General features: G+C 66.8%; 15 protein-coding genes. 6 read left to right on the top strand and 9 right to left on the bottom strand.

The genetic code is table 11. The annotated features are described in order from the left end of the window. Position 1 precedes the first annotated feature (1 nt). The 3 genes from VH88_RS12475 to VH88_RS12465 are packed head-to-tail and all read right to left on the bottom strand — an operon-like array spanning position 2 to position 1,284. The gene (locus VH88_RS12475; RefSeq protein WP_045811545.1) at positions 2 to 457 is read right to left on the bottom strand and encodes a hypothetical protein; all 456 of its coding nucleotides are present in this window, start codon (positions 455 to 457) and stop codon (positions 2 to 4) included. 14 nt (positions 458 to 471) lie between these two features. After that, positions 472 to 810 carry a hypothetical protein gene (locus VH88_RS12470; protein WP_185224444.1) on the bottom strand — a complete coding sequence of 113 codons (339 nt, stop codon included), beginning with the start codon at positions 808 to 810 and terminating at the stop codon, positions 472 to 474. A gap of 27 nt (positions 811 to 837) precedes the next feature. Then, positions 838 to 1,284, bottom strand: a complete 447-nt coding sequence (locus VH88_RS12465; protein WP_045811544.1) for a helix-turn-helix transcriptional regulator — start codon at positions 1,282 to 1,284, stop codon at positions 838 to 840. A gap of 159 nt (positions 1,285 to 1,443) precedes the next feature. Here VH88_RS12465 and metK point away from each other — a divergent pair, with 159 nt between their 5' ends. Then, a complete protein-coding gene (gene metK, locus VH88_RS12460) occupies positions 1,444 to 2,649 on the top strand; it encodes a methionine adenosyltransferase (protein ID WP_045811543.1) in 1,206 nt (401 codons plus the stop codon). 4 nt (positions 2,650 to 2,653) lie between these two features. Here metK and VH88_RS12455 read toward each other — a convergent pair whose 3' ends face one another. The 4 genes from VH88_RS12455 to VH88_RS12440 form a co-directional block, all read right to left on the bottom strand. After that, entirely contained in the window at positions 2,654 to 3,922 is a 1,269-nt protein-coding gene (locus VH88_RS12455; RefSeq protein ID WP_156146823.1) for a pentapeptide repeat-containing protein, read from the bottom strand. A 52-nt stretch (positions 3,923 to 3,974) separates the two neighbouring features. Then, positions 3,975 to 4,604 (bottom strand): bifunctional diaminohydroxyphosphoribosylaminopyrimidine deaminase/5-amino-6-(5-phosphoribosylamino)uracil reductase RibD, encoded by a 630-nt coding sequence (locus tag VH88_RS12450; protein WP_045811541.1) that lies wholly within the window; start codon positions 4,602 to 4,604, stop codon positions 3,975 to 3,977. Next, on the bottom strand, positions 4,601 to 5,314 hold the full coding sequence (gene gpmA / locus VH88_RS12445) for a 2,3-diphosphoglycerate-dependent phosphoglycerate mutase (protein WP_045811540.1): 714 nt from the start codon (positions 5,312 to 5,314) through the stop codon (positions 4,601 to 4,603). Before gpmA ends, VH88_RS12450 begins: the two co-directional genes overlap by 4 nt. Positions 5,315 to 5,513: 199 nt before the next feature. Beyond that, the gene (locus tag VH88_RS12440) at positions 5,514 to 8,081 is read right to left on the bottom strand and encodes a TonB-dependent siderophore receptor (protein ID WP_045811539.1); all 2,568 of its coding nucleotides are present in this window, start codon (positions 8,079 to 8,081) and stop codon (positions 5,514 to 5,516) included. 339 nt (positions 8,082 to 8,420) lie between these two features. Between VH88_RS12440 and rpsT the strand changes: the two genes are divergently transcribed. The 5 genes from rpsT to gyrB all read left to right on the top strand — a co-directional run bounded on the left by rpsT (position 8,421) and on the right by gyrB (position 15,712). Then, complete coding sequence (rpsT, locus tag VH88_RS12435; RefSeq protein WP_017505938.1) at positions 8,421 to 8,690, top strand: 30S ribosomal protein S20; 270 nt, start codon at positions 8,421 to 8,423, stop codon at positions 8,688 to 8,690. 456 nt (positions 8,691 to 9,146) lie between these two features. Continuing rightward, entirely contained in the window at positions 9,147 to 10,622 is a 1,476-nt protein-coding gene (gene dnaA, locus VH88_RS12430) for a chromosomal replication initiator protein DnaA (protein ID WP_369796287.1), read from the top strand. Positions 10,623 to 10,817: 195 nt separating this feature from the next. After that, positions 10,818 to 11,936, top strand: coding sequence for a DNA polymerase III subunit beta (gene dnaN / locus VH88_RS12425; RefSeq protein WP_045811537.1), 1,119 nt, complete (start codon positions 10,818 to 10,820; stop codon positions 11,934 to 11,936). Positions 11,937 to 12,019: 83 nt separating this feature from the next. Next, entirely contained in the window at positions 12,020 to 13,141 is a 1,122-nt protein-coding gene (recF, locus tag VH88_RS12420; RefSeq protein WP_045811536.1) for a DNA replication/repair protein RecF, read from the top strand. A 144-nt stretch (positions 13,142 to 13,285) separates the two neighbouring features. After that, entirely contained in the window at positions 13,286 to 15,712 is a 2,427-nt protein-coding gene (gene gyrB, locus VH88_RS12415) for a DNA topoisomerase (ATP-hydrolyzing) subunit B (protein ID WP_045811535.1), read from the top strand. Positions 15,713 to 15,730: 18 nt separating this feature from the next. Here gyrB and VH88_RS12410 read toward each other — a convergent pair whose 3' ends face one another. Both VH88_RS12410 and VH88_RS12405 read right to left on the bottom strand, forming a co-directional pair. Beyond that, positions 15,731 to 16,171 (bottom strand): hypothetical protein, encoded by a 441-nt coding sequence (locus VH88_RS12410; protein ID WP_045811534.1) that lies wholly within the window; start codon positions 16,169 to 16,171, stop codon positions 15,731 to 15,733. Between the two features lie 87 nt (positions 16,172 to 16,258). After that, entirely contained in the window at positions 16,259 to 16,645 is a 387-nt protein-coding gene (locus VH88_RS12405) for a DUF6491 family protein (protein WP_045811533.1), read from the bottom strand. Positions 16,646 to 16,667: the final 22 nt, after the last annotated feature.

The raw sequence follows: 16,667 nt of genomic DNA, 5'->3' as shown, positions 1-16,667 counted from the left end.
TTCAGACTTTCTGTAGCGCCCGGATCGATGCGGGCGCTGATTTGGGACGGGCGTAGGGGGCGCATTGGGCCTCCCAGACGCCCAAGAGGGCGAGGAGAAGGAGCTCGAACCAGACGACCATTCGGGTCGATACGATCGACCACAGCAGGGCGTCGGAACCGGCGATGCCGGCCAGATGGGTCGAAACCGCGATGAGCTGGGCGCCGGCGGCGAGAAGCAGCCACCATCGGTCGTAACGGAGCGCCAGACCGACCAGCAGACAGAACATGGACACCGACAGGATCGCCACCCCCCACCGGAAATGCCCGATGAACAGGTGATCGACCAATGGCGTGCCCCAGTTGAGGACGACCAGTGCGACCAGGGCGATCCGCTCCGGCATACGACCCTTCCAAAGCAGAAGGGCCATGACGCCGTAGGTCAGGCACATCAGAAACAAGGACAGCGGCGACCCCATTCCGACGGCCGCGATCAAGCGGCGACGGCGAGAACCGGGGCGAACCCAGTGGGTTTGACTGTCTTGTCTTCGTGCGCGCCGTCCATATGCCAGCCGACCTGATGGTCGTCGGCGACCTGGGCCAGTTCGGAGTGACTGGCGATGACGGCGCCACGAACCTCGGCCAGTTGGCTTAGGCCGCGCACCATATTGGCCAGCGCCTTCTGTCCGACTTCCGCCGCCAGGCGCGCCTCGACCCGACCTTCCAACGCGGTCTGAACCAAGCGGCTGACCTCGATCATCGCCTGATCGACGACGTGTTCGGCGGTTCTGACCTGCCGCGCCACGCGGACGCCGACGTGCATGTTCTTCATTGGCCCATCTCCCGTTAAGCCGTTTGGTCAGCGCATTTCAGCGGGAGCAAGCCGGTCGAAAAGGGATGGAACCACCATGCCCGCCGTCACGATCCCGATGGCGAACAGAAGGGCGATGGCGGCCCCGGCGACGATGATCCCCACCCTCGCCAGAGCCCCACGAGGAGGCGCAGGCAGAAGCCAGGATGTCGTTGGGTCGGAAACCGCATCGCCCGACTGTTCGGCCGACGTGGGATCATTGAGCGGAGGTGAGCGGTCGCTGGGAATGAGTATCGACGCCTCTGAGTAGCCAATACTCAGTCGCCGGGCCGCCAGTTTGCGGTCCGAAACGCCCAGTTTGGCGTAGGCGCGGTGCAGATGATTGCCGACCGTGCGCGGCGAGATGCGCAGGCGCGCAGCGATTTCCTTGTCCTCCAGACCTTGGCCGGCCAGGCGGACGCATTCGCTCTCTCTCGTCGTCAGGCCGTCTGGCATGGGGACCCCCTTGGGCCTGTTTACCCTAAAATGAGGGGGAGTCAGCCGATATGCTTACGCCGCGAAGCAGTTTCTGCAGGCTGCGCGCCGCGTCAGATCACTTGAACATATAAGCATATCTTTATATGCCTGTCGGTCTGACACTGACAGGAGCCTCTCTTGGCCGCTCGTTCTTCCTTCCTCTTCACCTCGGAAAGCGTTTCCGAAGGCCACCCCGACAAGGTCGCGGACCGCATCTCGGACACCGTCGTGGACGCCTTCCTGGCCAAGGATCCCGAGGCGCGCGTGGCGTGCGAGACCCTGGTGACGACCCAGCGCATCGTGCTGGCCGGCGAGGTCCGCGCCACCCAGCCGGGCAACACCAAAGAACAGAACGAAGCCTTCACCCAGAGCATCATCGACAGCCTGGAGCCGCTGGTCCGCGCTGCGGTCAAGGACATCGGCTATGAACAGGACGGCTTCCATTGGGAGACGGCGGACTACTCCTGCTTCCTGCACGCCCAGTCAGCCGACATCGCCGTCGGCGTCGACTCGACCAATGAGAAGGACGAGGGCGCGGGCGATCAGGGCATCATGTTCGGCTATGCGTCGAACGAGACGCCCGAGCTGATGCCGGCGACCCTGCAGTACAGCCACAACATCCTGAAGCGCCTGGCCGAGGTTCGTCACGCCGGCGGCTCGCAGCTTGAGCCCGACGCCAAGAGCCAGGTCACGATCGAATACGAGGACGGCAAGCCGGTCCGCGCCACCTCGATCGTCCTGTCGACCCAGCACGCCAAGGGGCTGAGCTCCGAACAGGTCGCCGAGATCGTCAAACCCTATATCCTCGAAGTGCTGCCGGAAGGCTTCACCGACGAGAACACCGTCTGGCACATCAACCCGACCGGCATCTTCGAGATCGGCGGACCGGACGGCGACGCCGGCCTGACCGGCCGCAAGATCATCGTCGACACCTACGGCGGCGCGGCGCCCCACGGCGGCGGCGCCTTCTCGGGCAAGGATCCGACCAAGGTGGACCGTTCAGCCGCCTACGCCTGCCGCTATCTGGCCAAGAACGTGGTCGCCGCCGGCCTGGCCGACCGCTGCACCATTCAGATCTCCTACGCCATCGGCGTGGCCAAGCCCCAGTCGATCCACGTCGATCTGCACGGCACCGGCAAAATCTCCGAAGCGGTGTTGGAAGACAAGATTCTGGACCTGATCGGCGGCGCCACGCCGCGTGCGATCCGCCAGCATCTGGGCCTGAACAAGCCGATCTACGCGCGCACGACCGCCTATGGCCACTTCGGCCGCGAGCCGGACGCAGACGGCGGTTTCAGCTGGGAAAGGACCGATCTGGTCGATCAGCTCAAGGCGTTGGCCTAAGGCTTCAAGCGGCCTGATCGACGGTCAGGCCGCGCACGCCCGCCAGATTGGCGTCGGTCAGGTCGGCCTGACGGGTCTGGGCGCCGTGCAGCGTCGCCCGGCCCAGATCGGCGCCGGCCAGGACGGCGCGCTTCAGGTCGGCGCCCGACAGGTCAGCGCCGCGGAGCACGGCGCCCGTCAGATCGGCGGGCATCAGCCGGTCGGCGGCGATCAGAAGCGGCCCCAGTTGCGCCTCGCGCATGTCCGCTCCGTTCAGTCGCGCGCCTCGCAGGCGCGCCCCGCGCAGGTCGGCGCGCCGCAGCTTGGCGGAGCGCAGGTCGGCGTTGTCGAGCTGGGCGCCCTGCAACTGCACCCCTTCCATATCCAGGCCATAAAAGACCGCGCCCTTGGCCGACAGGGCGGTCAGGTTCAGGCCCGTGATCGATTTCAGCGGACGCAGGTCGACGCCGTTGAAGACCGACGGCTGTCCTTCCGCGCCGCCGGTCTCGCACCAGCGCGCATGTTCGCGCAGCATCTCGGCGGCGGGCATTTTTTCCACGGACTCGCAGGACGACCTGTTGTCGGTTAGGGCACCCTGCATGTCGGCGCCGTCGGCGCGCCACATGGTTGTCTTGCAGCCCACAAGGATGGCGTCGCGCAAATCGGCGCCCGACAGGTCCGCCCCTGACAGATCGGCGCCGGCCAGGTCGGCCCCGCGGAAATCCGCCTGCTTCAGATTGGCCCGCACCAGTTTGCAGTCCTTCATCACCGCGCCGGAGAAGTCGGCCTTCACAGCGATGACGCCGGCCATCTTGGAGCGTTGAAGATTGGCGCCGGCCAGGCAGGCGCCGCTGGCCTCGGTCTCGTCGCGGTGGCGCGGTTCGATGACCTTGAAGCCCAGTCTGGCGTCGGCGGCCGCGATGGTGCCCTCACGCAGGTCGGCCTCGAACAGATCGGCGCCCGACAGGTCCGCTCCGCGCAGACAGGCGCCGCGCAGATCAGAGCGGCGCAGGCTGGCCTCAGCCAGGATCGCATCCTGCATGTCCGCGCCGAAGAAGTTGGCGTTGTCCAGCTTGGCCCCGGTCAGGTCGCAGCCTTCCAGACAGGCGGCGGCGAAATCGGCATCGGCCAGATTGCGGCCCTTCAGGCTGAGGCCCGACAGGTCCATCCAGGCGAAGACGGCGCGGGCGCCGCCGGGTCGGGCCTGGAACAGCCGGTCGTGCCGGGCGCAGATGACGTCCAGCTCCGCCTGCGTCAGGCGCTTTCTCACGAGGGGTTCAGCGGCGAGGGCCATCAGGACACATTACGCGCCCTGACTTAAGAAACCTTTGAACGGCGAAGCCGCCTCAGACGGTCAGCAGCCCCTGGGCCTGAAGGGCCTCGGCCAACTCGCCCGGCCCGGTCCACAGCCGCGTGTAACCGGCTTCGCCCAGCCGCTTCAGCTCGGTGACCAGATCGGCCTTGGGCGAGGCGACGAACCGGCCGTCGAAGCCCGAGCCATCCTCGCTGATGCGCACCATCGGGCGGCCGGTTTCCAGCCGGTGCAGGAAGCCTTCGCACAGGGCCGCGCCCTCTTCGCACATCAGGCCGGTCTCGACCGTCAGCCCTTGCGCGCGCAGGCGCTCGGTGCCGCACCCGGCCGCAAACGGCGACGGGTCCATACAGGCGATCACGACCCGCGCCACGCCCGCCTCGGTCAGGAAGTGGGCGCAGGACTTGCGGCCCGACGACCGCGCGCCGCAGGGTTCCAGCGTGACATAGACGGTCGAGCCGACGACATCCGCGCCGGCGGCGGGCACGGCCTGCTCCTCGGCATGGGGACGACCGCCCGGCGCGGTGGCGGCCTGGGCGATGACCCGGCCGTCCTTGACGATGACGCAACCGACCGCCGGATTAGGCCAGGTCTCGCCCATCCGGCCGGTCGCCAGGGCGATCGCCTGGGCCATGAAGGCCTGGTCGGCTTCGCTCCAGCTCATGATGCGGTCGGCAATGTCTCGGCGCGAGCGGCGTCGAGGTAGCGGGCGGCGGTGGGCTTCAGATCCGCGTCCAGATCGATCTCCAGCGGATTGCCCGTGGGGATTTCGACGCCGACGATCTGATCGTCCGGCACGCCGAACAGCAGTTTGACGATGGCGCGCAGGGAGTTGCCGTGGGCGGCGATCAACACATCCTCGCCCGCCTTCAGGCGCGGCGCGATCTCGGCGTCCCAATAGGGCTTCACCCGGTCCAGCGTGGTCTTCAGGCTTTCGGTGTCGGGAATGGCCTTGCCGGCGTAGCGGGGGTCGGCATTGAAATCGAACTCGCCGCCGGGCGCCAGCGGGGGCGGCGGCACATCATAGCTGCGGCGCCAGATCTTGACCTGGTCTTCGCCGTGTTTCTGGGCCGTCTCGGCCTTGTTCAGGCCCGTCAGACCGCCGTAGTGGCGCTCGTTCAGCCGCCAGTCCTCGATCACCGGCACATCGGTCAGGCCCGCCGACTGCAACGCCAGGGCGCCCGTGCGCTGGGCGCGCGTCAGGACCGAGGTGAACATCACCGCCGGCTTGAACCCGGCCTCGGCGATCAGTTCGCCGCCGCGACGCGCCTGGACCTCGCCTTCCGCCGTCAGATCGACGTCGACCCAGCCGGTGAAGCGGTTCTCGAGGTTCCACTGGCTCTGGCCGTGGCGGAGCAGGATCAGGCGCGGCATTCGGTCGGTCCTTCGAAATAGGGCCTCTCGGGGTAGGACGCCCTCCGAAGTCGGTCAAGGCTCGCGAGCCGCGCCATCGCTTGTCGCGCCGCGCAGGTCGGGGTAACGGTCGGATCGATGTCCGACCGTCTTTTCTTTCCACTGGCGCTCGCCGCCGCCGTCGTGATGATCGCCCTGGCGACCGTCTGGCCCTGAGCCTCTAGAAGAGGATCTTGCGCAGGTTGATGCGGAAGACGCGCCCCTGCGGGTCCAGATAGTCGCGCTGATAGTTGACCGGCGTCTGACCGTCGCTGCTGGTCACCGAGACGCGGTCGTCAAAGATGTTCTGAACGCCGAAGCCGATCCGCGTGCCCTTCAGGAACGGGAAGCGCTCGACCCATGAGGTGCGTTGGGTCAGGTCGGCGAAGGCGAACAGATTGACGGTTGTCCGGCCCGAGAAGTCCAGATCGGGCGACCCCAGCGCGTCGCCATTGACCGTCGTGCCCGAGCGCCAGTTGGCGTTGACGAAGGCGCCCACGCCGTTTCTGGATAGGCCGGTCTGAAGCTGGACCTCATGGCGCGACTGACCGCCCGAGCCGGAGATGGAATCGCCGTCCAGCAGATCCAGCGACGCCAGACCGTCGCGAATGGTGACCTCGTCCTGGACGCGCCAGGTGTGGGTCAGCGACAGGTTGAAGATGCCTTGGCCGGGCTGCATTCCGGATCCCCGTCCGCCGCGCATCCGTCCGCCGCCGGGGCCGCCCGGTCCGCCCGGTCCGCCCATCATCATCATTCCGCCGCCGCCCGGGCCGCCGCCAGGACCGCCGCGTCCGCCCGGACCACGACCGCCCGCCGCCGCCGGGTTCGGCTTGCCGAACGGGCGCGAGAAGTTGAAGCCCCACTGTACGTCCTGCTGCTCGCGCTTGAAGAAGTTCAGCGGACGGGCATCGATGGACACCAGATTGCCGTCCGCATCGCGAACGAACCGATCCGGCAGGGCTGCCTCAAGGTCGGGCGTGATGGCCGGGAAGCTGGAGATTTCATTGTCCGCCTCGGTGCGAGTGTAGGCCAGGTTCAGGCGGAAATCCTTGTCCGACACCGGCTGCCAGTTCATGCCCAGCTTCAGGATGCGCCGATCCTCGGCCTGCAGATTGGGATCGCCGCCGGTGATCCGGTTGATCTCGACGGTCTGGCCGGTGCGGAAGTCGAAGACCGGCGTATTCGGCGTCGATACCGTCGGGTCGTTCAACTGCTGGACCGTTGGAGCCTTGCCCTCGTCGGAATAGTTGGCCGAGAAGGACAGCCGCTCGACCGGCGACCAGTTCAGCCCGGCCCCGACCGAGGACACGCCGCCGAAGTCGGACAGCTCCTGATAGGCCAAGTTCAGATTGGCCGACAGATCGCCGATCTTGGGCAGGACGCCGCGCTCGACGTTGGAGATCGGCAGATCGAAGTTGGCCTGGACGCTGCCCGAGTTGCGCGACTGCGACCGATCCACGGCGACACTTGAACCCAGGCTCTCGGAGAACCGCAGGCTCTCGGAATCCAGCGACTGATAACCGGCCCCGACCTTGAAGGTCGAGGTGATGTCGCCGGCCGGCAGTTCATAGGGACGCCCGTTCAACACCAGTTCCGCCGTCGCCGTCTGGGCCACAGAGTTGGCGGTGTCGCGCGGATTGACGATGGCCCGGTCGGTCAGGTCGCCGAAAGGATTGACCGTCAGATCGCCTGCGATCAAAGCCCGCAACGCCGTCGCGTTCACGCCTCGCCCCGTCGTGGTGTCGGTCTCGACGCGGCTGTATTCCCCCGTCGCCGTCCAGCGCCAGTCACCGACATAGCCGTCGAACACCGTGCCCAGTTCGGCGGTGCGCGTATCGGTCTTGCGCGTCAGGGCGCCGGGCAGGTCCAGATAGCTGAACAGGGTCGCGTCCTGGCCGGTCGGCGAGAACGGATTGGTCCCCGGCACGGTCAGCTGAACATTGGGCAGGCCCTGATAGCTGAAGCTGTTGGAGTCCTCCACGCTGCCGCTCAGCGTCATGCCGACCTTGTCGTTCAGGTCGTGCTTGTAGGTGCCCGACACCGACAGTTCGTCCGTCTTGGGCAGCAGGGTGCGATAGGCGTTGGCCAGTTCGCTGTCGCCGCCGGCTGTCGTGCTGCGGTCGATGTCGCGCTCGGTCTCGAACAGGGTGTTGGAGGTCGTGCCGTTGATATCGACCGACCAGCGGTCCGAGCCGGCGATGCGCAGGATATTGTTCTCGCTGGCGGTGGTCGTGCGACCACCCTGCTCAGGTCGGCTGACGTTGACCGAGGCGGTCAGGGACTTGAAGTCCGCCTTCAGCACGATGTTCACCACCCGCTGATTGGCGCTGTAGCCATAGGACAACGCGGTCTCTTCAGGCAGAACGTCGAACCGTTCGATGGCCTCGGGCGGAATGCCGCGGATTTCGCGGAAGCCCGAGATGCGGCGTCCATTGACCAGGAAGACCGGAGACCCGCCGCGCGCGCTGCGGGTTTGGGCCTCCAGCAGGGTGATCAGTTCGCCGATGTTGGTCGCGCCGAACGCCTGGATCTGGGCGGTGTCGTAAGAGACGATCGGTTCCTGCCCGCCCAGGGCCACCCCGCGCCGCGCCGCCGTCACCTCTACGTCCGGCAGAACGACCGTCGGCTCCTCCTGCTGGACCTGCGCCTGGGCTTCTAGCGGCTGGGCCGCATTGGTTTGGGCCTGAACAGGCTGGACGACACCGGCGGCGGGGGCCAGCGCAAGCAGGAGAAGCGCGGTCTGGGTCATGGAACGACGATCCGGGAGATGATTTCAGCCCTTGTCAGGACGGGACAAACATGGCCGTAAAACGACACAATTCATGAACAAAGTGAAAGCGTTGCACTCTTTCGACACAACGCAAAAACCTGCGACGGAAAGTCCGCTAAAGCGCGTTAAAGCCTGTTGGGTTGCGTTTGGATGATAGCGCGCAAGGCGCGCTCAAACCGGCGTCCTGGCCCAACCTTGGAGTCCAGCGATGAAGACTCCGCGTTGACCGCCTCCGGGCTTTCGGCTATAGGCCCGCCCTCTTGAGATTTCCGCGCCGTGGACGTGTGCTCCGCGGCGTTTTCCGTTCGAAGGTTTGACATGGCCAACAACCCCGGCGCCCGCAAGGCGATCCGCAAGATCGAAGCGCGTACCGAAGTGAACAAGGCGCGCCGCTCGCGCGTCCGCACCTATCTGCGCAAGTTCCAGGAAGCTCTGGCCGGCGGCGACGCCGCCGTCGCCAAGACCGCCTTCATCGAGGCCCAGTCCGAGCTGATGCGCGCCGTCTCCAAGGGCGTCGTTCACAAGAACACCGGCTCGCGCAAGGTTTCGCGCCTGGCCGCCCAGCTGAAGAAGCTGTCGGCCGCCTGAGCCAAAATTAATCCAACAGCGGACGGAGCAGCTGTCGCTGTTTCGTTGTGGGATTATAAAGCAATATCAACGGCGAAGGCGCGCAAGCTCCTTCGCCGTTTTGCGTTGTGTCGCTAACTGTCAAATCTGAAAACACCGATCGTCGAGCCATGATCCGGCCGAAATTCCAAGCGGTGTCAGGGTTTCACGGAGTCAAACAATTTAACTGCGAATCGACCAACGAATCAGCGTTGACCCACCCGGCTCGCGGCGTAAGTTTTGACCTCTAACGCACTTCCATCCCAGCACGGATGAAGACGGCGCGAGGCCTATGTTTCGCGTCGGCGGGAGATGTCTGTTCAGAGGTTAGACCCCGTCCGAAAAGCACTGCTTTTCGGCGCAGGAGAAGTCGTCCCTGAACCATCGCCCTGAAGCGCGGAAGGTCGGAATGGTTCTTCTCAAGGTGGGCGGGCAAAGATGGTTGGGGGCGCAGCGGCGATGGCAGGCGGAACGAAGACGTCGGGACTGACGGATCCGGACCGCATCTGGAGCGAGGCGTCCGTGCGCCTGCGCGCTGAAATCGGCGATGGTCCCTTCTCGTCCTATATCGCCCCGTCGGCGGTCCGCCTGGACAACGCCGGCCATCTGATCCTGGTCACCCCGACCGCCTATGCTCGCGACTGGGTGCGCAAGAACGCCCTGCGTCGCATGAACGAGCTGTGGCTGGGCCTGGACGGCCTGTCGCGCCGCCTTGAGGTGCGCTGCCGCGCCGAAGTGGGTTCGGCCCCGCCGGCCTCGGCCGTGATGCCAGGCAATGTGGTGGACGCCGCCCCGCGTCTGGCCGCCTTCGCCGCCACGCCGCAGATGGCGTCCGCCGCCCCAATCAGCGCCGACGGCGCCCGCGCCGTTCGCGCCGCCGGTCTGCAGGATCGCCTGACGTTCGACAGCTTCGTCGAGGGTCAGGGCAACGCCTTCGCCCTGGCCATCGCCAAACAGGTCGCCAGCTGGGCCGACGGTCACTTCAATCCCGTCTTCTTCTGCGGCCCCTACGGTTACGGCAAGACCCACCTGCTGAACGCGATCGCCTGGGAGGCTCAGCGTCTGCGGCCAGAGGCCAAGGTCGTCTATCTGACCGCCGAACGTTTCCTGTCGACCTTCGTCAAGGCGATGCAGGACCGCTCGACCGCCGCCTTCAAGGAAAGCCTGCGCTCGGCCGACATGCTGCTGCTGGACGACGTCCAGTTCGTGGGCGGCAAGACCTCGACCCAGGAAGAGCTGCTCTCGACCCTGACCGCCCTGATCGAGGACGGCAAACGCATCGTCTTCTCGGCCGACCGTGCGCCCATGGCCCTGACCGAGGTCGAGCCGCGCCTGCGCAGCCACCTTGCCGCCGGTTTGACCTGCCCGGTCGAGGCGGGCGACCGCGAGCTGAAGATCGCCGTGGCCCAGAACCGTCTGAAGGCCCTGTCAGCCCTGGGCGTCGTCCAGGGCGAAGCCAACCCGGAGGTCCTGGCCCAGCTGGTGGACCGCACCCCCGGCTCGATGCGAGAGCTCGAGGGCGCCGTGAACACCCTGGCCGCCGCCGCGGGCGCGCGCCTGTCGTCGGTGTCGGTGGACGAAGCCTCGACCCTGCTGGGCATGGCCATGCGCGGCGGCCCCGAGCGTCGCATCACCGTGGACGAGATTCAGAAGACGGTCGCCGACCACTTCAACATGAAACAGGCCGACCTGCTCAGCGAGCGCCGCACCCGTTCGGTCGCCCGCCCGCGCCAGATCGCCATGTATCTGTGCAAGCAGCACACGACCCGCTCCTACCCCGACATCGGCCGTCGTTTCGGCGGGCGCGATCACACCACGGTCCTGCACGGCGTGCGCAAGATCGAGGAGCTGATGCCGCAGGACGATCAGATCGCCCGCGATGTCGAGGCCCTGACGCGCAAGCTGCGGGGCTGATTTCGAGCGGCGAGTGACGCGTGGCGAGTGACAAGCGAGGAGAAACTGTCTCCTCCTACCGAGTTGCCCCCAATATCCACTCGCCACTCGCCACTAACCACTCGCCACTTCCTTGCAGCACGCGCCCAATCCGCTAGTGTCCCAGGTCACTTAACCGCAGCCGCCTTGCGAGTCGGCCGCGCCGGGCGAGACGACATGCAGCTGACCATCGAACGATCCGCGCTCCTGAAGGCCCTGGGCCACGTGCAGAGCGTCGTCGAACGTCGAAACACCATTCCGATCCTGTCCAACGTCCTGCTGAGCGCGGGCCGCGACCGGCTGGCCTTCGCCGCCACCGATCTGGACATGGAGATGGTCGACGAGGCCGAGGCCCAGGTTCAGGTCGAGGGTCAGATCACGGCTCCCGCCCACACCCTGTACGAAATCGTGCGCAAGCTGCCGGAAGGCGCCGAGGTTTCGCTGCTCTACTCCGGCGACGATCCTCGCCTCGTCGTCTCGGCCGGCCGGTCGCGCTTCAACCTGCCGGTCCTGCCGGCGGGCGACTTCCCCGTCATGTCCACCGACAGCGCCGGCGCCTCCTATGTCCTGCCCAAGGAGGATCTGGCCCGCCTGATCGACAAGACCCGGTTCGCGGTCTCGACCGAGGAAACCCGCTACTATCTGAACGGCCTCTATCTTCACACGGTCGCCGAACAGGGCATTCCCCTGTTGCGCGCCGTCGCGACCGACGGCCACCGCCTGGCCCTGGCCGAGACCCCCGCGCCCGAGGGTGCGGCCGGCGGCCCTGGCGTCATCGTGCCGCGCAAGACGGTGGACCAGGTCCGTCGCCTGCTGGACGACGCCGGCGCACCCGTAGAGGTCACCGTCTCGGCCCAGAAAATCCGCTTCCAGATGGGCGAGGCGTCCCTGACGTCCAAGGTCATCGACGGCGCCTTCCCCGACTATCTGCGCGTCATCCCGCGCGGCAACGACAAACAGGCCGACATCGACAACGCCCTGTTCGCCAAGGCCGTCGACCGCGTCGCCACCATCTCGGCCGAGAAGAGCCGTTCGGTGAAACTGGCGTTCGACAACGACCGCGTGAAGCTGACCGTGCGCAACATGGAAGCCGGCCAGGCCGAGGAAGAGGTCGAGATCGGCTATTCCGACGAACCGTTCGAGATCGGCTTCAACGCCCGCTACCTGCTGGACGTCGCCGGCCAGATCACCGGCGAAAACGCCGCCTTCCGCTTCGCCGACCCGGCCTCCCCCACCCTGGTGCTCGATCCGGGCGATCCGGGCGTTCAGTATGTGCTGATGCCGCTGCGGGTCTAGTCAGTAGCGAGTGATTAGTGACGAGTGGCGAGCAAGATTGGGTTCGCATTGACTCGCCACGCGCCACTCGCCACTCGCCACTTGTGATCACCTCCCTCACCCTCACCGACTTCCGATCCTATGCAGGGGCGCGGCTGGAGATGACCTCCGGGCCTGTGGTGTTGCACGGGCCGAACGGGGCGGGAAAGACCAATCTGCTGGAGGCGATCAGCCTGTTGACCCCGGGCAAGGGGCTGCGGGGCGCCACCGCCGCCGAGATGGGCCGGCGCGAGCCGGGCGAGGCGACCGGGCGCGCCTGGGCCGTCATGGTCGAACTGGACGACGAGACGCGGCTGGGCACCGGGGTCCAGGCGGCGGGCGCCGCGCGGCGCATCGTGCGGATCGACGGCGAGACGGCCCAGCCGGGGCGATTGCTCGACTACCTGCGTCCCGTCTGGGCCACGCCGGAACAGGACCGTCTGTTTTCGGACGCGCGCGCCGAGCGGCTGAAGTTCTTCGACCGGCTGGTCTTCGCCGCCGACCCCGATCACGCCGCCAGCGTCTCCGCCTATGAAAAGGCGCTGCGAGAGCGGCTGCGCCTATTGAACGACGCCCAGGACGGGCGTGAGGCCGACCCCGTCTGGCTGGACGCCCTGGAGGTTCGGTTGGGCGAGGCCGGCGCCCGCGCCGCCCTCGCCCGCGTCGCCGCCCTGCACGCGCTTCAGGCCGCCATCGACGCCCGCAGCGATCGTCCCTTCCCCCAGGCCGACCTGGGTCTGGACGGCGCCGCCGAACAGATGGCCGAAGCGGGCGCCGAGGAAGACGAGATCGCCGCCGCCATCCGCGACGGCCTGGCCAAGGCGCGCGCCCGAGACGGCGCCGCCGGCCGCTCCCTGTTCGGGCCGCACCGCACCGATCTGACCGCGCTTCACCGCGAGAAACAGCGCCCTGCGGCCGAGGGCTCTTCGGGCGAGCAGAAAGCCCTGGTCCTGAACCTGATCTTGGCCCAGATCGCGCGGCTTTCCGATCATGCTGCGCGCCCGATCCTGCTGCTGGACGAAGCCCCCGCCCACCTCGACGAGGCGCGCCGCACCGCCCTGTTCGACGAGATCACGGCGCTGGATCTTCAGGCCTTCATGACCGGCACCGAACGCGACCTGTTCGCCGGTCTGGAAGGCCGCGCCCAGTTCGTCCGCGTGGCCGGCGGCGCGCTGGAAACCGACTAGGCTCCAATCGCGGAATTCCTCGCTTTTTCGCCGGAATTTCCTATATGTTGCGGGCTTCGGCGCGGTGCGATCCCGCCGTCGATTCGAGCGCCGGGTCCGGCGTTCCATCCCCGTCCCGGTCGGGACTTCAGAGCCAATGACTTCATGACCGATCCGATTGCCGACCTGCCCGAATACGGCGCCGATTCCATCAAGGTTCTCAAAGGCCTGGACGCCGTGCGCAAGCGCCCCGGCATGTATATCGGCGACACCGACGACGGCTCGGGCCTGCACCACATGGTCTATGAGGTGGTCGACAACGCCATCGACGAGGCCCTGGCCGGCCACGCCGACCTGGTCCAGGTCATCCTGAACAGCGACGGCTCGGTCACCGTGACCGACAACGGGCGCGGCATTCCCACCGATATTCACGCCGAGGAAGGCGTATCCGCCGCCGAGGTCATCATGACCCAGCTGCACGCGGGCGGTAAGTTCGACCAGAACTCCTACAAGGTGTCCGGCGGTCTGCACGGCGTGGGCGTGTCGGTGGTCAACGCCCTGTCCGACTGGCTGCAGCTCAAGATCTATCGCGACGGCAAGCAGCACGAGATGCGCTTCGAGCGCGGCGACACGGTCAAGTCGCTGGAAGTCACGGGCGTCGCGCCGATCCGTGAGGACACCGGCAAGCCGCTGAGCGGCACCGAGGTCACCTTCTTCCCGTCCGCCACGACCTTCAGCCACATCGACTTCGATCTGAAGACGCTGGAACACCGTCTACGCGAACTGGCCTTCCTGAACTCGGGCGTGGTCATCAAGCTGGCCGACCAGCGCCACGCCGAGCCGATCGAGATGATCCTGCACTACGAGGGCGGGGTCGAGGCCTTCGTGCGCCACCTCGACAAGTCCAAGACGCCGATCCTGAAGGACGTCATCGTCATTCGCGGCAAGAAGGAAGGGATCGAACTCGATCTCGCCCTGTGGTGGAACGACAGCTACCACGAGACCATGCTGTGCTTCACCAACAACATCCCTCAGCGGGATGGAGGCACCCACCTGTCGGCCTTCCGCGCCAGCCTGACCCGCGTCATGGGCGGCTATATCGAGAGCTCGGGCGCCGGCAAGAAGGAGAAGGTCTCCGTCACCGGCGAGGACGCGCGCGAGGGCCTGACCTGCGTCCTGTCGGTCAAGGTGCCGGATCCCAAGTTCAGCTCCCAGACCAAGGACAAGCTGGTCTCTTCCGAAGTGCGTCCGGCCGTCGAAAGCCTGTGCTCGGAAGGCCTGTCGACCTGGTTCGAGGAACATCCGGTCGAGGCCAAGCAGATCGTGGCCAAGATCATCGAGGCCGCCTCGGCGCGTGAGGCCGCCCGCAAGGCCCGCGACCTGACGCGGCGCAAGTCGGCGCTGGAAATCTCGAGCCTGCCGGGCAAGCTGGCCGACTGCCAGGAGCGCGACCCCGCCAAGTCCGAACTGTTCATCGTCGAGGGCGATTCCGCCGGCGGCTCGGCCAAACAGGCGCGCAACCGCGAAAACCAGGCCGTCCTGCCCCTGCGCGGCAAGATTTTGAACGTCGAGCGCGCGCGCTTTGACCGGATGCTGTCGTCGGATCTGATCGGCACGCTGATCCTGGCGCTCGGCACCGGCATCGGCCGCGACGACTTCAACGCCGACAAGCTGCGCTATCACAAGATCATTCTGATGGCGGACGCCGACGTCGACGGCGCCCACATCCGCACCCTGCTGCTGACCTTCTTCTATCGTCAGATGCCCGAGCTGATCACGCGCGGCCACGTCTATATCGCTCAGCCGCCCCTCTATAAGGTCTCCAAGGGCAAGCAGTCGCGCTACCTGAAGGATCAGGCCGAGATGGACGCCTATCTGATCGAGGAAGGCGCGTCAGAGGCGGAGCTGGACCTGTCCACGGGCGAGCGTCGCCTGGGGCTGGACCTGCAATCGCTGGTGCGCGAGGCCAAGGCCTTCAGCGCTGGCGTCGATCGCCTCAGCCAACGCGCGCCTGCCTTCGCCATCGAACAGGCGGCGCTCGCGGGCCTATTCGCCGACAACGCCGACATGGCGGCCGCCTCGTCCGCCGCCGCCGTGCGCCTGAACCTCTATGCCGAAGAGGGCGATGGGGAGTGGGCGGGCGCGCCGGGCGAACAGGGCGCCGTGGTCTTCAGCCGCACCCGTCGCGCGGTGCAGGAAACGATCGTGCTGGAGGAGACCCTGATCCGTTCGCTGGACGCCCGTCGCCTGGCCGAACGCGCCAGCGCCTTCGACGGCGTCTTCAGCGCCCCGGCCACCTACCGCCGCAAGGACAAGTCCACGACCATTCGCGGGCCGCTCGACCTGCTGACGGCCGTACTGGACGCCGGCAAGAAGGGTCTGTCGATCCAGCGCTACAAGGGCCTGGGCGAGATGAACCCCGAGCAGCTGTGGGAGACGACGCTGGACGTCAACGCCCGCACCCTGCTGCAGGTCTCGGTCGAGCACGAGGAAGACGCCAACGATCTGTTCGCCAAGCTGATGGGCGACGTGGTCGAACCGCGCCGCGAGTTCATCCAGGACAACGCCCTGGACGCCGCCGTCGACGTCTGACGGCGAAAGGGGCGCGGCCTACTGGCCGCGTCCGCCCGCGATGAAGGCCTGGATGGTCGGGAAGGCCGCCGTCTGGGGACGCATGTCCTCGCAGGCGAAGGATTTGATTGCGCCATAGATGCCGCCGGCCGGCGTCGCTCCCCACGGCGTGTCCTCGGAATAGCGATCGCTTTCCGCGCCATCCGCGCCATAGGTCACCGTCGCGCCCGAGCGCGACTGCCCATCCGAACACCGCACCATGACCTCTTCGGTCTCATGGCTGAGATTGGTCGCCTCGCCGCGCGCAGGCACCCGCGCCATCCGCGTCGTCGCCACGCCGTCCACCGGCGTCAGCGCATCGATATCCACCAGATAGACGGTGGCGTCGCTGCGTGAAAACGCAGCCCAGCTTTCGGCCGCCGATGGCGATGCGATCGCCGCCGTCGCCAGGATCGTCGCCACGCCGATTGTTCTGATCATCCTCTTCCCTCCCCAGGCAAGACGATCATTTCATACCCGCGCGCGCGAGAATTCAATCTCTCCCGAAGGCTCCGAACGCGTTTTCGATCAGGGCCGATCGCGAGACGGCAGGGCCTCGATCTCTGCGGTCGTCAGCTTCCTGGCGATGCGCACGCGGCAGGGTTGAGGCCCCGTCGCCGGGCTGAGCAGTGAGGCCTGATCGCCGGGACACAGGCGGCTGGATCCGGCGACAGGTTCCAGCGCGATCGACAGGGCGCGGGTCATGTCGCGACAGAAGGGAGTTTCGATCTGGAACACCCCGGCGTCAGCTGTTCGGACATAGAGGGTCTGGTCGTTCGGGGCGGTGAAGTTGCGCACCAGATTGGGCCGGAAACACTGGCCGGCGTCGGCGCGGCTGGCCGTCGCAACGCCCGGCGAGGGCGCACAGGCCGACACGGCGAGGAGAGCCGCCGAAGACAGAATGAGACGATGCATAGTCAACTCCTGAACAGGCCCC

This window comes from Brevundimonas sp. KM4 (assembly GCF_000964075.1).
GTDB classification, from domain to species: Bacteria; Pseudomonadota; Alphaproteobacteria; order Caulobacterales; family Caulobacteraceae; genus Brevundimonas; species Brevundimonas huaxiensis.
This window is presented reverse-complemented; position numbering and strand designations above follow the sequence as displayed.

Bases quoted from the DNA above. Each gene is read 5' to 3' on its own strand.
- VH88_RS12475 (WP_045811545.1), bottom strand. From the start codon at position 457: ATGGGGTCGCCGCTGTCCTTGTTTCTGATGTGCCTGACCTACGGCGTC.
- VH88_RS12470 (WP_185224444.1), bottom strand. From the start codon at position 810: ATGAAGAACATGCACGTCGGCGTCCGCGTGGCGCGGCAGGTCAGAACC.
- VH88_RS12465 (WP_045811544.1), bottom strand. From the start codon at position 1,284: ATGCCAGACGGCCTGACGACGAGAGAGAGCGAATGCGTCCGCCTGGCC.
- VH88_RS12455 (WP_156146823.1), bottom strand. From the start codon at position 3,922: ATGGCCCTCGCCGCTGAACCCCTCGTGAGAAAGCGCCTGACGCAGGCG.
- VH88_RS12450 (WP_045811541.1), bottom strand. From the start codon at position 4,604: ATGAGCTGGAGCGAAGCCGACCAGGCCTTCATGGCCCAGGCGATCGCC.
- gpmA (WP_045811540.1), bottom strand. From the start codon at position 5,314: ATGCCGCGCCTGATCCTGCTCCGCCACGGCCAGAGCCAGTGGAACCTC.
- VH88_RS12440 (WP_045811539.1), bottom strand. From the start codon at position 8,081: ATGACCCAGACCGCGCTTCTCCTGCTTGCGCTGGCCCCCGCCGCCGGT.
- rpsT (WP_017505938.1), top strand. From the start codon at position 8,421: ATGGCCAACAACCCCGGCGCCCGCAAGGCGATCCGCAAGATCGAAGCG.
- dnaA (WP_369796287.1), top strand. From the start codon at position 9,147: ATGGTTGGGGGCGCAGCGGCGATGGCAGGCGGAACGAAGACGTCGGGA.
- dnaN (WP_045811537.1), top strand. From the start codon at position 10,818: ATGCAGCTGACCATCGAACGATCCGCGCTCCTGAAGGCCCTGGGCCAC.
- gyrB (WP_045811535.1), top strand. From the start codon at position 13,286: ATGACCGATCCGATTGCCGACCTGCCCGAATACGGCGCCGATTCCATC.
- VH88_RS12410 (WP_045811534.1), bottom strand. From the start codon at position 16,171: ATGATCAGAACAATCGGCGTGGCGACGATCCTGGCGACGGCGGCGATC.
- VH88_RS12405 (WP_045811533.1), bottom strand. From the start codon at position 16,645: ATGCATCGTCTCATTCTGTCTTCGGCGGCTCTCCTCGCCGTGTCGGCC.